This is a genomic window from Lentzea sp. NPDC036955, from assembly GCF_055608005.1.
Window position 1 is genome coordinate 340017 of sequence record NZ_JBVJRC010000010.1, and the last position, 15325, is coordinate 355341.

General features: G+C 68.7%; 19 protein-coding genes and 1 rRNA gene. 4 read left to right on the forward strand and 16 right to left on the reverse strand.

From position 1 onward, the window contains the following. Window positions 1–222: 222 nt before the first annotated feature. The 3 genes from ACZ7CF_RS33290 to ACZ7CF_RS33300 are packed head-to-tail and all read right to left on the reverse strand — an operon-like array spanning window position 223 to window position 1235. A complete protein-coding gene (locus ACZ7CF_RS33290; RefSeq protein WP_470371462.1) occupies window positions 223–486 on the reverse strand; it encodes a hypothetical protein in 264 nt (87 codons plus the stop codon). Further along, window positions 483–761, reverse strand: a complete 279-nt coding sequence (locus ACZ7CF_RS33295; RefSeq protein WP_470371463.1) for a hypothetical protein — start codon at window positions 759–761, stop codon at window positions 483–485. Before ACZ7CF_RS33295 ends, ACZ7CF_RS33290 begins: the two co-directional genes overlap by 4 nt. Before the next feature lie 3 nt (window positions 762–764). After that, window positions 765–1235, reverse strand: coding sequence for a hypothetical protein (locus ACZ7CF_RS33300; RefSeq protein ID WP_470371464.1), 471 nt, complete (start codon window positions 1233–1235; stop codon window positions 765–767). Between the two features lie 192 nt (window positions 1236–1427). On the opposite strand from ACZ7CF_RS33300, the gene ACZ7CF_RS33305 reads away from it, so the two are divergent. Both ACZ7CF_RS33305 and ACZ7CF_RS33310 read left to right on the forward strand, forming a co-directional pair. Then, a complete protein-coding gene (locus ACZ7CF_RS33305; RefSeq protein ID WP_470371465.1) occupies window positions 1428–2315 on the forward strand; it encodes a DUF5919 domain-containing protein in 888 nt (295 codons plus the stop codon). After that, complete coding sequence (locus tag ACZ7CF_RS33310) at window positions 2315–3109, forward strand: inositol monophosphatase family protein (protein WP_470371466.1); 795 nt, start codon at window positions 2315–2317, stop codon at window positions 3107–3109. Before ACZ7CF_RS33305 ends, ACZ7CF_RS33310 begins: the two co-directional genes overlap by 1 nt. 358 nt (window positions 3110–3467) lie before the next feature. On the opposite strand, the gene ACZ7CF_RS33315 is transcribed toward ACZ7CF_RS33310, so the two are convergent. From ACZ7CF_RS33315 to ACZ7CF_RS33330, 4 genes are all read right to left on the reverse strand, one after another. Next, window positions 3468–4217 carry a hypothetical protein gene (locus tag ACZ7CF_RS33315; RefSeq protein WP_470371467.1) on the reverse strand — a complete coding sequence of 250 codons (750 nt, stop codon included), beginning with the start codon at window positions 4215–4217 and terminating at the stop codon, window positions 3468–3470. A gap of 417 nt (window positions 4218–4634) precedes the next feature. Beyond that, window positions 4635–4883: a hypothetical protein gene (locus tag ACZ7CF_RS33320; protein ID WP_470371468.1), complete on the reverse strand. Its 249-nt coding sequence runs from the start codon at window positions 4881–4883 to the stop codon at window positions 4635–4637. 72 nt (window positions 4884–4955) lie between these two features. Further along, window positions 4956–5480, reverse strand: coding sequence for an NADAR family protein (locus tag ACZ7CF_RS33325; protein WP_470371469.1), 525 nt, complete (start codon window positions 5478–5480; stop codon window positions 4956–4958). Between the two features lie 50 nt (window positions 5481–5530). Continuing rightward, window positions 5531–6070 (reverse strand): hypothetical protein, encoded by a 540-nt coding sequence (locus ACZ7CF_RS33330; RefSeq protein ID WP_458434237.1) that lies wholly within the window; start codon window positions 6068–6070, stop codon window positions 5531–5533. Between the two features lie 138 nt (window positions 6071–6208). Between ACZ7CF_RS33330 and ACZ7CF_RS33335 the strand changes: the two genes are divergently transcribed. Then, a complete protein-coding gene (locus ACZ7CF_RS33335) occupies window positions 6209–6442 on the forward strand; it encodes a hypothetical protein (protein ID WP_360401432.1) in 234 nt (77 codons plus the stop codon). Between the two features lie 67 nt (window positions 6443–6509). Here the strand turns inward: ACZ7CF_RS33335 and ACZ7CF_RS33340 are convergent, their stop codons facing one another. The 6 genes from ACZ7CF_RS33340 to ACZ7CF_RS33365 form a co-directional block, all read right to left on the reverse strand. Further along, window positions 6510–7442: an NADP-dependent oxidoreductase gene (locus ACZ7CF_RS33340; protein WP_470371470.1), complete on the reverse strand. Its 933-nt coding sequence runs from the start codon at window positions 7440–7442 to the stop codon at window positions 6510–6512. After that, a complete protein-coding gene (locus ACZ7CF_RS33345) occupies window positions 7439–10333 on the reverse strand; it encodes a bifunctional [glutamine synthetase] adenylyltransferase/[glutamine synthetase]-adenylyl-L-tyrosine phosphorylase (protein ID WP_360401438.1) in 2895 nt (964 codons plus the stop codon). The genes ACZ7CF_RS33340 and ACZ7CF_RS33345 overlap by 4 nt, the downstream gene beginning before the upstream one ends. Window positions 10334–10365: 32 nt before the next feature. Then, on the reverse strand, window positions 10366–10551 hold the full coding sequence (locus tag ACZ7CF_RS33350) for a hypothetical protein (RefSeq protein ID WP_360401441.1): 186 nt from the start codon (window positions 10549–10551) through the stop codon (window positions 10366–10368). Beyond that, window positions 10548–11681, reverse strand: a complete 1134-nt coding sequence (locus ACZ7CF_RS33355; RefSeq protein ID WP_360401444.1) for an inorganic phosphate transporter — start codon at window positions 11679–11681, stop codon at window positions 10548–10550. The genes ACZ7CF_RS33350 and ACZ7CF_RS33355 overlap by 4 nt, the downstream gene beginning before the upstream one ends. A gap of 86 nt (window positions 11682–11767) precedes the next feature. Next, window positions 11768–12523: a type 1 glutamine amidotransferase gene (locus tag ACZ7CF_RS33360; protein ID WP_470371471.1), complete on the reverse strand. Its 756-nt coding sequence runs from the start codon at window positions 12521–12523 to the stop codon at window positions 11768–11770. 25 nt (window positions 12524–12548) lie between these two features. Next, window positions 12549–12980: a rhodanese-like domain-containing protein gene (locus tag ACZ7CF_RS33365; protein ID WP_470371472.1), complete on the reverse strand. Its 432-nt coding sequence runs from the start codon at window positions 12978–12980 to the stop codon at window positions 12549–12551. Between the two features lie 80 nt (window positions 12981–13060). Here ACZ7CF_RS33365 and ACZ7CF_RS33370 point away from each other — a divergent pair, with 80 nt between their 5' ends. Beyond that, window positions 13061–13510: an Lrp/AsnC family transcriptional regulator gene (locus tag ACZ7CF_RS33370; RefSeq protein WP_470371473.1), complete on the forward strand. Its 450-nt coding sequence runs from the start codon at window positions 13061–13063 to the stop codon at window positions 13508–13510. Here the strand turns inward: ACZ7CF_RS33370 and ACZ7CF_RS33375 are convergent. The 3 genes from ACZ7CF_RS33375 to rrf all read right to left on the reverse strand — a co-directional run. After that, a complete protein-coding gene (locus ACZ7CF_RS33375) occupies window positions 13507–14322 on the reverse strand; it encodes a GNAT family N-acetyltransferase (RefSeq protein ID WP_470371474.1) in 816 nt (271 codons plus the stop codon). The two genes, ACZ7CF_RS33370 and ACZ7CF_RS33375, sit on opposite strands and share 4 nt — an antisense overlap. Beyond that, entirely contained in the window at window positions 14310–15137 is an 828-nt protein-coding gene (locus ACZ7CF_RS33380; protein WP_470371475.1) for a GNAT family N-acetyltransferase, read from the reverse strand. The genes ACZ7CF_RS33375 and ACZ7CF_RS33380 overlap by 13 nt, the downstream gene beginning before the upstream one ends. 106 nt (window positions 15138–15243) lie before the next feature. Next, window positions 15244–15325 (reverse strand): 5S ribosomal RNA (gene rrf / locus ACZ7CF_RS33385); the annotation flags it as partial.

The following is a 15325-nucleotide window of genomic DNA, read 5'->3' on the forward strand; positions in this document are numbered from 1 at the left end:
CACGGATGGACGACCGGCCCCGCTTGACGTGCCACACGGGTGTGGCGATACGCTCTGCATGACTCGAATCCCCTTGTGTCCCAACGAATACATGGCTGTTCGAGTCGGTGTGAATCGCCGGGAAGCAGTCGAGGCCCGCCAAGACTTTCGACTGTTTCCCGTGCGACACACCAACATCGGATCTTCAGTTGTTGATCAGTTGCGGCCCGACGTGATGGCCGTTCAGAGCTTGTCCGGCATCCCGCCAACCCAGCCCGTGCCGCTCTTCGGTTCCAGCACGGCGGCCAGCAACCCAGCGTGCTGCGACAGCTTCCGCAGGAAGGCCGCCAACTGCCGCTCACCGTCCGGACCCTCTGGCACGTGGATAGCGATCTGCGACGGGTCCAGGTTCAACCGCAGGCAGTAGCCCGCAGCGGTCGCGTCGGGCCACCGAACGATGTCCGCCGCCGCATCCGGCCCGGGCGAGAGCAGCAGCTTGATCATCATTGCCCCTCCTGCCACCCGAGCGTTCGCGTTTCGGTCGCGGCCGCGTGATGCTCGAACATGTCGGCCGCGTGAAGCGCCGCCGCCTTCGCCCACCAGTCGCTCTTCGGCAAGGCCGCGAGGTTCCGCCAGACCGAAGCCACCTCACGGCAGCTAGCGACGAGGCGGGCGACCTTCTCCGGATCGACCGCGCCCGCGTACCGGTTGGCGTCCTCCGCCGCCGTGTAGGCGCGGTAGGCGTCCTCCCATTGGGAGGAGAGCAAGTCGAACTCCGACACGGGTTACGCCGCCTTGGAGGAGTCAGCGGCTCCAGCGCCAGCCTGCTTGTTCGCCTGCGGCGGGTTGCCCGCCGACCTGCCCGAGGCGCGGAAGCCCGTCGCCCGGTAGATGTAGCTCTGGTACTTGAACTCACCGGTCCCAGCGACCTTGGGCTCAGCCGTGAGCCCGTCCAGTTCGATCGGCCGCATTCCGGGCAGCACCTCACCCGTGGTCGGGACCGGCTGGATGTCCGCGAGGAACGTGATCTCGAAGCTCTTGCGCTTGGCGTTCGGCTCGCTGGGGTCCGTGACGGAGACCTTCCACTGGCGCTTGCCCGTGGACTCGTCGATGCGCTGCCGCACCGGTCGGCCGGCGTTCTTCTCGTCGCGGGTCTGGTACTCCGTGTCCGGGGCGACCTCTCCCACCATCACGAGGCCCTGAGGGAACGCGTCATCGAACGAGACAGGGAACCGGTGGCCCTTTGTGATGCCCATGCTGTGCTCCTCTGAAGGGGCCGCTCATCTGCGGCTGTTTGCCCTATCGGGCATTGCCCATTCAGAGTCGGAGCCGTTTCGTCCCGTCTGAGTTCCGCCGAGGTCTCGTCTGACGCGCCGAAGGCTCAAATAGTCTCTTCTTTGTCTCGTCTCGCTGGTAGCGTGGTCTCGTCTCACCACGGGGGAGGGCTCATGGCCGCCGAATCGACGCTGTTGAAGGTGCTCCTGCGGCAGCGGCACATGCAGGGCTACACGACGTTCCGCAAGGAGTACGACCGCGTCGCGAAGCAGCTGGACAGCGACCTCATCGGTAAGTGGCCGAGCAAGGCCCAGTTCTACCGGTGGATGTCCGGCGACCTCCAGGGCTTGCCGTACGCGGACCACTGCCGGATCTTGGAGAAGATGTTCCCCGGCTGGAGCGCACAGCAGCTTCTCGAACCCCACGAGGGCGACGGCGACAGCCTGGTGACCGCGCCCCAACGAGACGCCGCGCCCGCCCACCCAGCACCGCGCCCAGTGCAGCTTCCGCAGCAGACCCGCCTTGCAGATCTGACGGCCGTCTACCCGACGAGGACCGAGTTCCTGCACAACGTCACCCCGCGCACGCTGTTCGACGGCGCGCAGGAGATCTACATGGCCGGCCTCTCGCTGAACATGTTCTGCCAGCAGTACTCGGACCGGAGCATCCTCGACGCGATCGAGCAGGGCACGGTCATTAGGGCCTTGTTCCTTGACCCGAACGGCACCTACACAGCGGCCCGCGAGCGTGAGGAAGGCTTGCCGGATGGGCACCTCAGCACCCTCACGCGTTTGAACATCGAGGCGATCCGCCGTGTCGGCTCGAAGGTGTCGGCGAGTGCAGTGGGGTCACTCGGGATTCGCGTCTACGACGAGCCGCTTCGCTTCAACATCACCATCATTGACCAGCGGAAATGCATCGTGCAGTCGTACCTGCCGGACGCCCGCGGAGTTGAGTCCCCGACGATGGTCATCGAGAAGAACGAGGCCATGCCGGGTCTCTACACGACGTTCTCCCAGGTCTTCGACTCCATGTGGGACCGCGCGCAGGAGGTTGCTTGATGCACCAGCTCGACCACCTGGCGGACGTGGCCAGGAGCGCCGTCCGTATCGGCACCGAGCTGATTAAGACCACCCGGCCGCACACCGTCACGGAGAAAACCGACCGCGACACCTTCACCGAGGTGGACGTACAGATTGAGCGCGAGGTCCGCGCTTACCTTGCCGAGGCGACGCCTGAGATCGGTTTCGTGGGTGAGGAGGAGGGCCGCAGCGAGGCCAACGCCGACAGCCCGTACGTGTGGGGCTTGGATCCGATCGACGGCACGGCGAACTTCGTTCACGGCGTGCCCCTGTGCGGCTGCTCCCTGGCACTACTTCAGGGTGACCGCACGCTCATAGGCGTGATCTCGTTGCCCTACCTGGATCTTCACTACTCCGCCGTTCTCGGCGGCGGCGCGTTCGTCAACGGGATGAAGCTCGAAGCGAGCAAGACTGCCGAGCTGTCCAAGTCCATCGTCGCCATTGGCGACTACGCGCTCGGCGACGGTGCCACCGTGAAGAATCGCCAGCGGATCGCCCTTACTGCCGAACTCGCTGCCCAGGTCGAAAGAGTGCGGATGTTCGGATCCGCAGCGCATGACCTTGCATGGTTGGCCGAGGGGCGCGTTGACGGCGCGGTGGTCATGTCCAACCAGACTCTCGACCTTGCCGCAGGCGTCCTCATAGCGCGCGAGGCAGGGGCAGTCGTCTTGGACAGCTCAGGCGTTGACCACACAATGGCTTCCACGCACACGATTGCCGCAGCACCTGGCATCGCAAATGAACTCTTGTCGCTCGTCCGGTCAGTGCTTTGACCGCGAAGTATCAGCGACGTCATCGATCAGGTTGTACTGCTGAATTCAGCTCTATGGGATCAAGGCGCCGCCGCCGTCGGCGCGCGGCGGGCCGGTCGCCTGCCAGCGTGGCCCGCATCCATCCGGGCACGTCGGGCTCCCGCTTCGCTCCGCCCGCCGGCCACGGCGGCACGGCTCACGAGGTAGCGCGGCAGCGCGCCGCCATCGGCGGAAGCGAACCCACAAGCCAGCAGCCGACACCAGTTGGGACGATCGCGCCGTGGTCGAGCTGAACAAGCTGGGCACGGCGATCGACTGCCGCGACGGCTACGCCGCCTTGCCACCGATACCTGGCGTGCACTGAATACCACACCAGCTCTTATTCACGTCCGGAGCCCATAGCCTCCATGAGCGACGACCACTTTCCACTATCGCCCATCGGCACATCATTTCCATACAAGCAATCCTCGTGATTCAACTTTCCCGCAAAGAACCACGCAGGACTACGAGAGTTCTCAACTAGAGCTTCCCACATTGACCTAGGATCTTTTATCGACAGACCCCAGGGCCGAAACTCGCTTTCACTCCGGAGAATTCCCTTATCGCATGTCAGAAACACATCCAACTCATTCAGCACCGCCTCAAGCACCAGCTGCCGATCCGCCCCAGACGGAACGGCATCCAAGCATACCTCCAAGTCTTTACTAATCTCCCCAAGCCCCAATGACCCGATAAGCGGTTCGATCTCAGCCGACCCGAGGAAGCTTATTTGACCGTCGGGCAGCGGCCGCCTCGCTGCTTCATAGAATTCCGTCCTACTTAGATAATCCGAAGCACTAATCGACGCACGCCCGTCATGCGTCCAGGCCATCTGAAACTCTAGCGCAGAAATTATCCGATCAAGGCGAGCATGGTGGTCATTCAATCTATCGAGCGCAGCCTGAGTTTTAGGGTAGATCCGGTAGTCAGAGAACCCCTTAGGGAGAACCACGAACCGAATATCTCTCATCAACCACATATTTATAATGTTTCCCAGGCACACCAATTGCTCAAAAAGAGGATTTTTCTCGTCAGGTGCTGTCACATTCGGGCCATGGTCGCCAAGTATCAAATCGCCGTACTCTGCCATATATCTTACGATATTTGTATCAAGCGCCATCAGCAGCGGACCATGACCACGCGGGTCCGAAAAAATCCCAGGAAGCGCCCCATAACAGAACCCAGGACCCGCCTCTTCCACATCCGCGCGCAAAGCTTCGACCAACCTCTGACCAGCGGTCGTTTTTCCGATCCTCCGAACCATCATCTGCGCATTATGGCCCCGGTGCGCATGATCAGGCCGTCCTCAGGCCGTCAGACGTGGATCAGCGTCGATCAACGACGACAAACGTCAGAAACAAACCAGCAGGTCAGACTAGGTGCGATAGCACGAACCGCAGCTAGCCGACCGCTGGCGACAAACCTACGACGTGTGATCGGTGCTGTGAGCCAGTGGTTCACGACGAGGGCCGGGTGACTGGGAACAGTCACCCGGCCCTCGTCCCGTTCACGCCCCGAGCAACGTCGCACTGGACCCGCTCACCCCGTCACGGACGTCGGTCACCACGACGTCGGCCTCCCCGCCGGTCGGCAGCCGGATGCGGGCCTCGCCGGCGCTGAGCGCCTCGGCGGACGTGGCGGCGCCGGACAGGGCCCAGACGCCCCCGGTCACCGCCTCGATCACGTCCACCCGGTCCAGCTCGGCCGTGCTGCCGTCCGGGTAGACGAGCCGGGCCGGTCCTGAGTAGCTGAACATGGTCTCTCCCGTTCGTCCGCGGCTGCGTTCTGCGGCTGCATGAGAACGAACGGGCCGTGACGGGTCACGGGTTCAGCTCGGCGTTGAAGACTGTCCGGACAGGACGGCGAGCTGGGTGCGCACCTCCATCAGGGCCTCGCCGAGCAGGTTCAGCCCCCGCCACGACGACGGGTCCGCCGCGCGCGGGTCGTCCGCGGCCAGGCCGATGCCCCACACGCGGTCCAGCGGGCTGGCCTCGACCAGCACGCGGGTGCCGGTGCCCAGCAGGTACGCGGACAGGGCGGGGTCCTGGGAGAACTTCGCCAGGTTGCCGGTGACGACGATCTCCATTCGGGTCGCGACCCACTCGTCGTCGGAGAAGCCGGTGACGACGCGGCCCAGGGCCTTGGCCTCGGCTGGGGAAGTGGCCTGGAGGACTCGGGTGGCGACACCGGAGTCCCCGAACAGCAACGCTTTGCGCCACATCATGTAGTGCTCGGCGGACGCAAAGCGTTGCCCGTCAACGACGAACGAGCACGGCCACCACTGGGAGAGGCAGCCGCGGCCGATCGTGCCGTCGCGTTCGGGCTGGTGGCCCCAGAAGAACAGGTACTTCACGTGGCCACGGTAGCCCGGTCAACGGTCCGGGTCGCCGGGGTTTTCGGCAATCACTTCGGGAGCGGGATACCGGCGACGGAGACGGCGGCGCCGGTCGGGGCGAACTGGCCGGAGATCGACGAGAACGTCAGCGTGAGCGAGTTCACGCCGGCGCCGAGCTTCTCGTCGAGGACGACGGTGCCCGAGGTGGAGCTGCCCTGGGTGACGGGGCCTTCCCACTTGCTGCTCGCGGCGGTGTAGGTGCGCTTCAGGTCGTCGAGCACGGCGATGCCGTCGACGGGGAGGGTCATGCGGGCCTGGGACGCGTTCGTCGCTGTCACGAAGAGTTTGATGCGGCCGTTCGCGGCCTCTACTCGGGTGACCTCGATCGTGAGCATGCCGCGCTGCTGTTTGAACGAGCCGGTGGTGACCTTGACGTCGGCGGACGGCTCGGTGGTGTCCAGTGCGGCGTCCGGGGTGGAGAGGTCGTCCGCGGTGGTCGTCGTGGTCGTGACGTTGGGGTGCGCCGCGGAGTTCTCGCCGCTCAGCATGAACTGGATCACTCCGAGCAGTGCGAGCACGACGGCAGCGACCGACCCGATGGCGATCACCGTCTTACCTCGGCGCGTGACCCTGCGATGCTGCATGACTTCCTCTGTTCAAACCCCCGCGACAAGGCACAGCTCCCCCACTGAGCGCAGCCAGTCTCATCTCGATCGGGTGAAACGTCAATGCGCTAGGGTCCGCGCGTGTCTGAAGATGTCGCCGAGTTCACGGCCCCGCAGCTGCTCACCACGCAAATCGTCGACTCCGCCGCCGAGGCGATCGAAGCGGTCCAGGCCGCTGACGTGCTCGATCTCGGTGTCCGGGTCTACAACCGCCTCGTGCCCGACGCCGAAGACGGCGAGTCGCTGGAGGAGGAGTGGGTGGTCGAGGTCTACAGCAACGCTCCCGCAGTCGACCCCGACGAGGACGAGGACTGAGCAGCACGAAGGGGGCACGCCGCCCCGGCGTGCCCCCACACCTCGTTCTCCTGCCCGCACCGCCGGGCTAGACCGTCAGCACGACCTTGCCGCGCACGTGGCCGCCGTCCAGCAACCGGTGTGCCGCAACCGCTTCCGCCAGCGGGAACGTCCGCTGCACCTCGACCTCCAGCGCGCCGGCGGCGACCAGGTCGACCAGCCACTGCGTCTGTTCCGCGTTCGGCCGCGCCCACGTGTTCGTCACACCGTGTTCCAGTGCCCGCGGCCCATCCACAATGGACGTCATCCGCGCCCGGTCGCGCACCAGCCGCAACGACTGGTCGAACGCCACCCCGCCGACGTTGTCGAGCACCGCGTCGACCTTGCCGTCACCGCCCACGAGCTCGGCCACCGCGTCGACCAGCGCGTCTCCGTACGCGACCGGTTCGGCGCCCAGTGACCGCACGAAGTCGTGGTTGCGCGGTGACGCCGTGCCGAGCACCCGCGCGGCACCCAGCTCACGGGCGAGCTGCACCTGCAGGTGGCCGACACCGCCCGCGGCCGCGTGCACCAGCACGACATCTTCCTCGCCGGCGCCGACGGCCTTGAGCGACTGCAACGCCGTCAGCCCGGCCAGCGGCAGCGCGGCCGCCGTCACGAAGTCCACAGTGGATGGCTTGCGCGCGACCACGCGGTCCGGCAGCGAGATCAGCTCGGCGTAGGCACCGAACTGCACGTGGTCCTTGCGGGCGTAGGCGAGGACCTCGTCGCCGGGTTGCCAGTCCCGCACGCCGATCCCGACGGCGCGCACCACACCGGTCACGTCCCAGCCGGGGATCAACGGCGTGTGGTGCGGCATCAGCCCCCGCAGGTACCCGGCGCGGATCTTGGAGTCCACCGGGTTCACCCCGGCCGCTTTCACCTCCACCAGCACCTGGTCGGGGCCGAGCAGCGGATCGGGCAGGTCCTGCCACGTCATGACCTCGGGGTCACCGAACTCGGTGAGCGCAATCGCCTTCACAGTCCCTCACCGTAGAAGACACGCTCCGCCACCGCACGGGCACGGCGGGTGGTGCGGCGGTACTCCTCCAGGAACTCGCCGGGGTCACCGCCGGGCGGGTACCCCATGACGGAGGCGACGGCGACCAGGTCGCGGCCCGAGGTCGGCAGCTGGTCGGAGGCCTTGCCGCGCACCAGCGTCACGGCGTTGCGGGCGCGCGTCGCGAGGTTCCACGCGGTGGTCAGCTCGGTCGCGTCGTCCTGGGTCAGCAGTCCCGCCTCCACCGCGGCGGCCATCGCCGCCATCGTGGACGGTGTGCGCAGGCCGGGCACGGCACCGGAGTGCTGCAGCTGCAACAGCTGCACGGTCCACTCGACGTCGGCGAGCCCGCCGCGGCCGAGCTTGGTGTGGGTGCTGGGGTCGGCGCCGCGCGGCAGCCGTTCGGCGTCGACCCGCGCCTTGATGCGCCGGACCTCCCGCACCGATGCCGCGTCGAGCCCGTCGGCCGGGTACCGCAGCGGTTCGATCAACGCCTCGAACTCCGCTCCCAGCGCGGTGTCGCCCGCGATGAACCTCGCCCGCAGCAGCGCCTGCTTCTCCCAGATCTCCGCCCACTTGCCGTAGTAGGCGCGGTAGGAGTCGAACGTCCGCACGAGCGGCCCCTGCCGCCCCTCCGGCCGCAGGTCGGCGTCCACCTGCAGCGGCGGGTCCTGCGAGGAGGCGCCGAGCAGCCGCCGGATGTTCTCGACGACGCCGCTGGCCCACTTCGCGGCCTCGGCGTCGGTCACGCCCTCGAACGGCCGGCACACGAACAGCACGTCCGCGTCCGAGCCGTACCCGAGCTCCCGGCCGCCGAGCCGGCCCATGCCGATCACGGCCAGCGCCGCGAGCGGTTCACCGGCGGACCGCACGGCCGCGTCGAGCGCGCTCTGCAGCACCGCCACCCACACCTCGGACAGCGACACGCACACCGTCTCCAGCGGCATCAGGCCCAGCAGGTCGGCCGCGGCGATGCGCAGCAGCTCGTGGCGCCGCAACGACCGCGCGGCCGCCACCGCCCGCGCCAGCTCGGGGTGCCGCGACACGGCGCTGCGCAGCGGGTTGCCGACGGTCAGCGGGTCGCGTCCGACCAGCGCCTCGGTGTCGGCGAGCAGCCGCAGCACCTCCGGTGCGCGCACCAGCAGGTCCGGCACCAGCCGGGACGTGCCGAGCAGCACCGCGAGCCGTTCGACGACGGCACCCTCGTCCCGCAGCAGCCGCAGGTACCAGGGTGTCTCCGCGAGCGCCTCGGACACCTTCCGGTAGGCGAGCAGCCCGCCGTCCGGGTCGGGTGTGCCGGCGAACAGGTCGAGCAGCACGGGCAGCAGAGCGCCCTGGATGCGCGCCCGCCGGGACATGCCGTGGGTCAGCGCCTGGATGTGCCGCAACGCGCCGTCGGGTGAGGTGTAGCCGAGCGCGGCGAGCCGGGCCACCGCCTCCTTCGTGGTGAGCCGCAGCGCCTCGGTCGGCACGCCGGCCACGGCCTGCAGCAGCGGACGGTAGAACAGCTTCTCGTGCAGCCGCCGGACCTGGTTCGCGTGCCTGCGGAACTCCGCGAGCAGCACCTGGCCCTCCGAGCGCTGCCCGTCGGCGGCCAGCCCGATGGACCGGGCGAGCCAGCGCAACGCCGCCGTGTCGTCGTCGGCGGGGAAGAGGTGGGTGCGCAGCAGCCGTTGCAGCTGCAGCCGGTGCTCCAGGGTGCGCAGGAACCGGTACGAGCGGCCGAAGTCCGCGGCGTCGTTGCGCCCGACGTACCCGCCCTTGCCGAGCGCGGCCAGCGCGGCGGTCGTCGCCTGGATCCGCAGCTCCTCGTCCGAGCGCCCGTGCACGAGCTGCAGCAGCTGCACGGCGAACTCGACGTCGCGCAGCCCGCCGCGGCCGAGCTTCAGCTCCCGTTCGGCGAGCCCGGTCGGGACGTGGTCCTCGACGCGGCGGCGCATGGCCTGCACGTCCTCGACGAAGTTCTCCCGCTCGGCCGCCGTCCACACGTACGGGCGCACGACGTCCAGGTAGGACTGGCCGAGCTCGGCGTCACCCGCGACCGGGCGCGCCTTCAGCAGCGCCTGGAACTCCCAGGTCCGCGCCCACTTCCTGTAGTAGGAGGCGTGCCCGTCGAGGGTGCGGACCAGCGCGCCCGCCTTGCCCTCCGGGCGCAGCGCCGCGTCGACCTCGAAGCACGAGTGGCCCGCGATCTGCATCATCGTGCTGGCCAGCCGGGTCGCCACGCCGAGGTCGCCCTCGGCGACGAACACCACGTCGACGTCGCTGACGTAGTTCAGCTCGTTCGCACCGCACTTGCCCATCGCGATCACCGCGAGCCGGCACTTCTCGACGCCGCTCACCTTCTCCCCGGCCAGCTCCAGGGACCGCCGCAGCGCCGACACCGCGAGGTCGGACAGCTGCTCGGCAACGGTGTCGTACGGCACGTACGGCAGGTCCGGTTCGACCACGTGCGCCACGTCGTTGGCCGCGATGAGCAGCAGCTTCGCCCGGTACTCGGTGCGCAGGACGCCCTCGGCGGGCAACGTCACGTCCACCGGCCCGGTGAGCGAGCGCCACCGGTCCGGGTTCACGACGAGGAAGTCCGACAGGGCGGTCGAGGAGCCGAGCACCGCGAGCAGCCGGCCGCGCACGACGACGTCGGTGTGCAGCGCCTCCGACAGCGGGGCCCAGTCGGCGACCTCCCGCAGCCGTTCCAGGCCGCGCAGCGCGAGGTCGGGGTCGGGGCAGCGGGAGAGCGCGGCGAGCACCGGTTCGGCACCGTCCGCGGGACGGCGGTCGGCGTACAGGCCGAGGCCGCGCAGCACTTCCTCGCTGCGCGGCTCGGTGAGCCCGAATCTGGCTGGTGAGGCGGCGCGACCTGGTTCGCTCATCACGAACCAACCTAGTCGTCGCGCGGCTGGAACTAGAACACGATCAGGGAGAGCCCGTAGAGCACCACGGCGACACAACCGGCGAAGCTCGCGTACGCACCGGCCTTGCGGTTGCCCGACAACGCCCGGATGCCCACGACGAACAACGTCACCACGAGCACGGTGACCAGCAGCGTGGCACCGAAGACCTGCAGCAGCGCGACCCAGTTGACGGTCATGCCGCCACCTTGTGCAGCTCGGCCTGCGCGGCGACCTCGTCGACGATGTGCTCGGGCTTGACCGGCTCACGCCGCGACAGCACCCAGATGCCGATCGACACAGCGCCACCGATCACGGCGACGCCGATGACACCCGCGGTGCCGCTGGAGGCCCACTTGCCGGCGATGGCGCCGACGATGCCCGCGGCGGGCAGCGTGAGCAGCCAGCCACCGGCCATCTTGCCCATGGTGCCCCACTTGACGCCGCGGCGGTCGCGGCCGAGACCGGAGCCCATGATGCCGCCGGACGCGACGTGCGTGGTGGACAGCGCGAACCCGAGGTGCGACGACGCGAGGATCGCGGTCGCGGTCGACGTCTGCGCCGCGAAGCCCTGCGCGGGCTCGATGGTGGTCAGGCCGCGGCCCAGGGTGTGGGTGATGCGCCAGCCGCCGAGGTAGGTGCCGAGTGCGATCGCGACACCGGCGCTGATGATGACCCAGGTGGGAGGGGCCGAGCCGGGGGCGAGCGAGCCGGACGTGATCAGCGCCAGCGTGATGATGCCCATCGTCTTCTGGGCGTCGTTCGTGCCGTGCGCGAGGGACACCAGTGACGCCGAGGCGACCTGCCCGACCTTGAAGCCGGTGTGCGAGACGCGCGGGTCCGCCGCCTTCTTGAGCCGGTAGACGACGATCGTGGCGATGGCCGCGACGAGACCCGCGACCAGCGGCGCGACGATCGCGGGGACCAGCACCTTGTCGACGACCTTGGCGAAGTGGATGGCGTCCACGCCGGAGGAGACCCAGGCCGCGCCGATCAGGCCGCCGAACAGCGCGTGCGACGAGCTCGACGGCAGGCCGACGTACCAGGTGACGAGGTTCCACATGATCGCGCCGACCAGCCCGCCGAAGATGATCGCGGGCGTGATCTTGGCGTCGTCGACGATGCCACCGGAGATGGTCTTGGCGACCTCAACGGACAGAAAAGCGCCGACGAGGTTGAGCACCGCCGACAACGCGACCGCCGTGCGGGGCTTCAGCGCACCCGTGGCGATGGAGGTGGCCATGGCGTTGGCCGTGTCGTGGAACCCGTTGGTGAAGTCGAAGATGAGAGCAGTGACAACGACGATGATCACTACAAGAGCGGGATCCACAATGATCCTCCGGCTGGATCGAACAAGCTGTCCAGGAGGTTACGGTACCGCCAACGGAGGAAGTCTTAAAACCTACGAAAGTAACGTCACACCAACGGAAGTTGTGTCCTCAAACCGCCCACGGGCGACAGTTCTCCCCGCACCAACATGGTGAATCTGCGCACGAACGGGTGCCAGACCTCCTCGAAGTCGCGGTGCGCCTCGGCGAGAAACTCGGGGTCGAAGTGGTGTGATCGTGCACACGCCGCGGATTCAGGGTCTTTGGCCGCCCAGTTCAAGACGATTTCCGGAGTCGTCTCGATGTGGAACTGCAGGCCATAGGCACTCGTTCCGACCCGAAAGGCTTGGTTCGGGTATTTCGGGGACGCCGCGAGCAGTTCCGCGCCGGGCGGCAGCAGGTGCACCTCGTCGTTGTGGAACTGCAGCACGTCCGGGGTGAACGGCAGGTCCGCGAACAGCGGGTCGTTCGCCGCCACGTCCCGCTTGGCCACCAGCAGGACCCCGACCTCCGGCCCTTTCGGGCCCTTGCGCACCTGCCCGCCGGTGGCCGCCGCGAGCAGCTGCGCCCCCAGGCAGATGGCGAGGGTCGGCAGCCGCTTCGCGACGGCGCTCGACAGCAGTTTCCGCACGTCGGCGAGCCACGGGTGGTCGAGGTCGTCCAGTGCGCCCATCTCACCGCCGAGGCAGATCACGCCCTGGTAGCCGTCGAGGTTCGCCGGTGCCGGCGCCTCCGGCAGCATGACCAGGTCGAGCTCGACGCCGTCGGCCAGGAGCCAGTCGCCCAGCTTGGCCAGCGGGTCGGACTTCGAGGGCTGCAGCACGAGCAAACGCGGAGACGTCACACCGGTGAGCCTATGTCGGCTGGGCTCAGCAATGACACGCGACCTTCGAAACACCTGCCGCGACCTGACCGTCTCCCTCGACCGGGTATCCCGCCTGCTCCCACGCGGTGATGCCGCCGGAGAGCCGCTTGACCCGGTAGCCGCGCAGGGCGAGGGCGAGCGCGCCCTTGGTGGCGGCGTTGCACTGGAAGCTCTCGCAGTAGCAGACGTAGACCAGGCCGGGGTCGAGGTCGAGCTGCTCGGGCAGGTCCCGGTGGGGCAGGTTGATGGCGCCGGGGATGCGCTTGCGCGCGAACGCCTCCGGGGCGCGGGTCTCGACGAGCACGAACCCGTGTGCGGTGCCGTCCACCAGGTCGCGGTGCACGTCGTCGGGGTCGGCCTCGAACGCGAGCTCGGCGGCGAAGAACGCGGCGGCGGCCTGCGGGTCGGCGGCGGGGAAGCGCAGTGCGTTGGTCATGGTGGTGATCCTGCTGGTCAGCGCCGCCGGTGGACATGCGGAAGTCCAGGCGTTGCGGGCGTTGTGCCTATGATTTCCAGGTGGAACTCGACGTCCTGGACTGGAAGATCCTCGCGTTGTTGCAGCAGGACGGGCGGATGTCGTTCACCGCGCTGGCCCGTGAGGTGTCGCTGTCCGCGCCCGCGGTGACCGAACGGGTGCGCCGGCTGGAGGCGCTCGGGGTGATCACCGGGTACACGGCGGTCGTGTCGCCGGCCCGGCTGGGACTGCCGATCGAGTCGATCGTGCGGGTGCGGGTGCGGTCGCTCGACACGCCGCGGTTCCGCTCGCACGTGCTGGCGCTGCCGCAGGTCCGCGACGCCGACCACGTGACCGGTGACGACTGCTGGCTGCTGCGCGTGGTGTGCCGCTCGATGATCGAGCTGGAGGGGCTCGTCGAGGTCATGCAGCGCTACGGCGACACGACCACGTCGCTGGTGTTCTCTTCCCACGTGCGCAACCGGCCCGTGGAGTCGGCGCTGTTCGGCTAGTCCCACCTGTGCTCGGACCAGTCGGAGACGTGTCGGAAGCCGATGCCCCGGTAGACGGAGTTCGCCGTCGGGTCCTGCACGTCCGCGGTCAGCACCACGTGGTCGGCGCCCTCTTGCCGTGCCCACCGGCTGATCGCGGCGGTGGCGGCGGCCGCGTAGCCGTGCCTGCGGTGCTCGCGCGGGGTGAAGACCGGTCCGACGCGTGACACGCCACCGACCGGGGTGGTGCTCGCCGCCCAGGACACCGGGACACCGTCGACGAGCCACAGCACGTGGCCCGCGGACATCCACCGGCTGTCCAGCGCCCGTTGCGCGGCCACCTCGCGGGGCAGCCCGTCGAGCTCCTCGACGAAGTTGGTCCACCAGCCGGTGACGAGGTCGTCGTCCGCGGCGGTGGCGAGACGGGGCGCACCGGGGACGTCCGGTTCGACGAGCTCGCCCAGCCGATAGAGCCGCAGGACGTAGACCTCACGACCGCCGGGACGCCACAGCGCGCGGAACGCGTCGACCCGGTCCCGGGGGCCGGTGACCTGGCTGACCTCCGGGTCGTGCTCGCGCACCGCGGCCACCACCGCGGGGGCGGCGGCCGGCGGCATCGCGGCGACGTGCAGCGGGCGGCCGGCCATCCTGGTCACCGCGCCGACCACCGTTCCGTTCTCGTGCAGGGAGAGGAGCGTGGCGGCCCGGCGGTGGCCGCGGAGGGCGGCGTCGACGGCGGTGAGGTGCACGCTGTGGTTGACGGGGTCGGCTTCGAGGAAGGCGCCGGCCGTGGCCACGAAACCGGTGATGTCCTGGTGGCTCAACGCTTCCACGTGTGCTCCGTCCAGTCCTCGACCGGCGCGTAGCCGATCCGCTGGTAGATCGAGTTCGACGTCGGGTTGGCGAGGTCGGCGAAGAGGACGACCGCGGTCGCACCCCGACCGGTCGCCCACTGCGTGATCATGGCGGTCACGGCAGCGCCGTAGCCGTGGCGGCGGTGTCCGGGTGGCGTGTAGACGGGTGCGACGCGGGTCATGCCGGCGATCGGGGCGCTCGCCGCCGCCCACGCGACGGGTGTGCCGCCGGCCTCCCAGACTGCATGACCGTTGCCGAGCCGCAGTGAGCTCCGCATGATCTCCTCGGCCGGCTGCACGGGCGCGTTCGGTGACGCCTCCTCGGCGAACGCCTTCCGCCACCGCGCGAGGAGCGGCACGTCGTCCTCGGTCGCCATCCGGCCGGAGCCCGCGACCGCCGGGGGCGCCAGGGTGCCCAAGCGGTAGAGGCGGGTGGACATCGTGACGCGGAACGGCCGTCCCCACGCTGTGGCGAACGCCTCGGACTTCTCGCTGGGCCCGGTGACGCCGGGGAGGTCCGGGTCGACCTCCCGCAGCCGGTCGACCGCGAGCTCCAGCGCTTCGAGCGGCAGGTCCGCGGTCTGCACCACCCACGGCGGGGTGCGGATGACGGAGCCGACGAGCTCGCCGCGGTCGTGGAAGGTGATCAGGGTCGGCGGCCGGTTCGGGTCGGGGTGCCGGCGGGCCCAGTGGAGTGAGGTGAGAGCGACGGTGTTCCGCACCGGATCGGCTGCGAGCCGATCGTGCGCGATGGCGTCGAACGACGCCAGGTCTGGGTGCACGACCGCGTCCATGGCTCCATGAGACCAGGGCCCGCAACCGAAAAAGATGCGGACATGGCAGAAGACCCCTGCGGGGAGCACTTGAGGTGCTCGACCCGCAGGGGTCTTCTGTACGTAAGTTCGGCGGCGACCTACTCTCCCACACCGTAACCAGTGCAGTACCATCGGCGCAGAAGGGCTTAACTACCGGGTTCGGAATG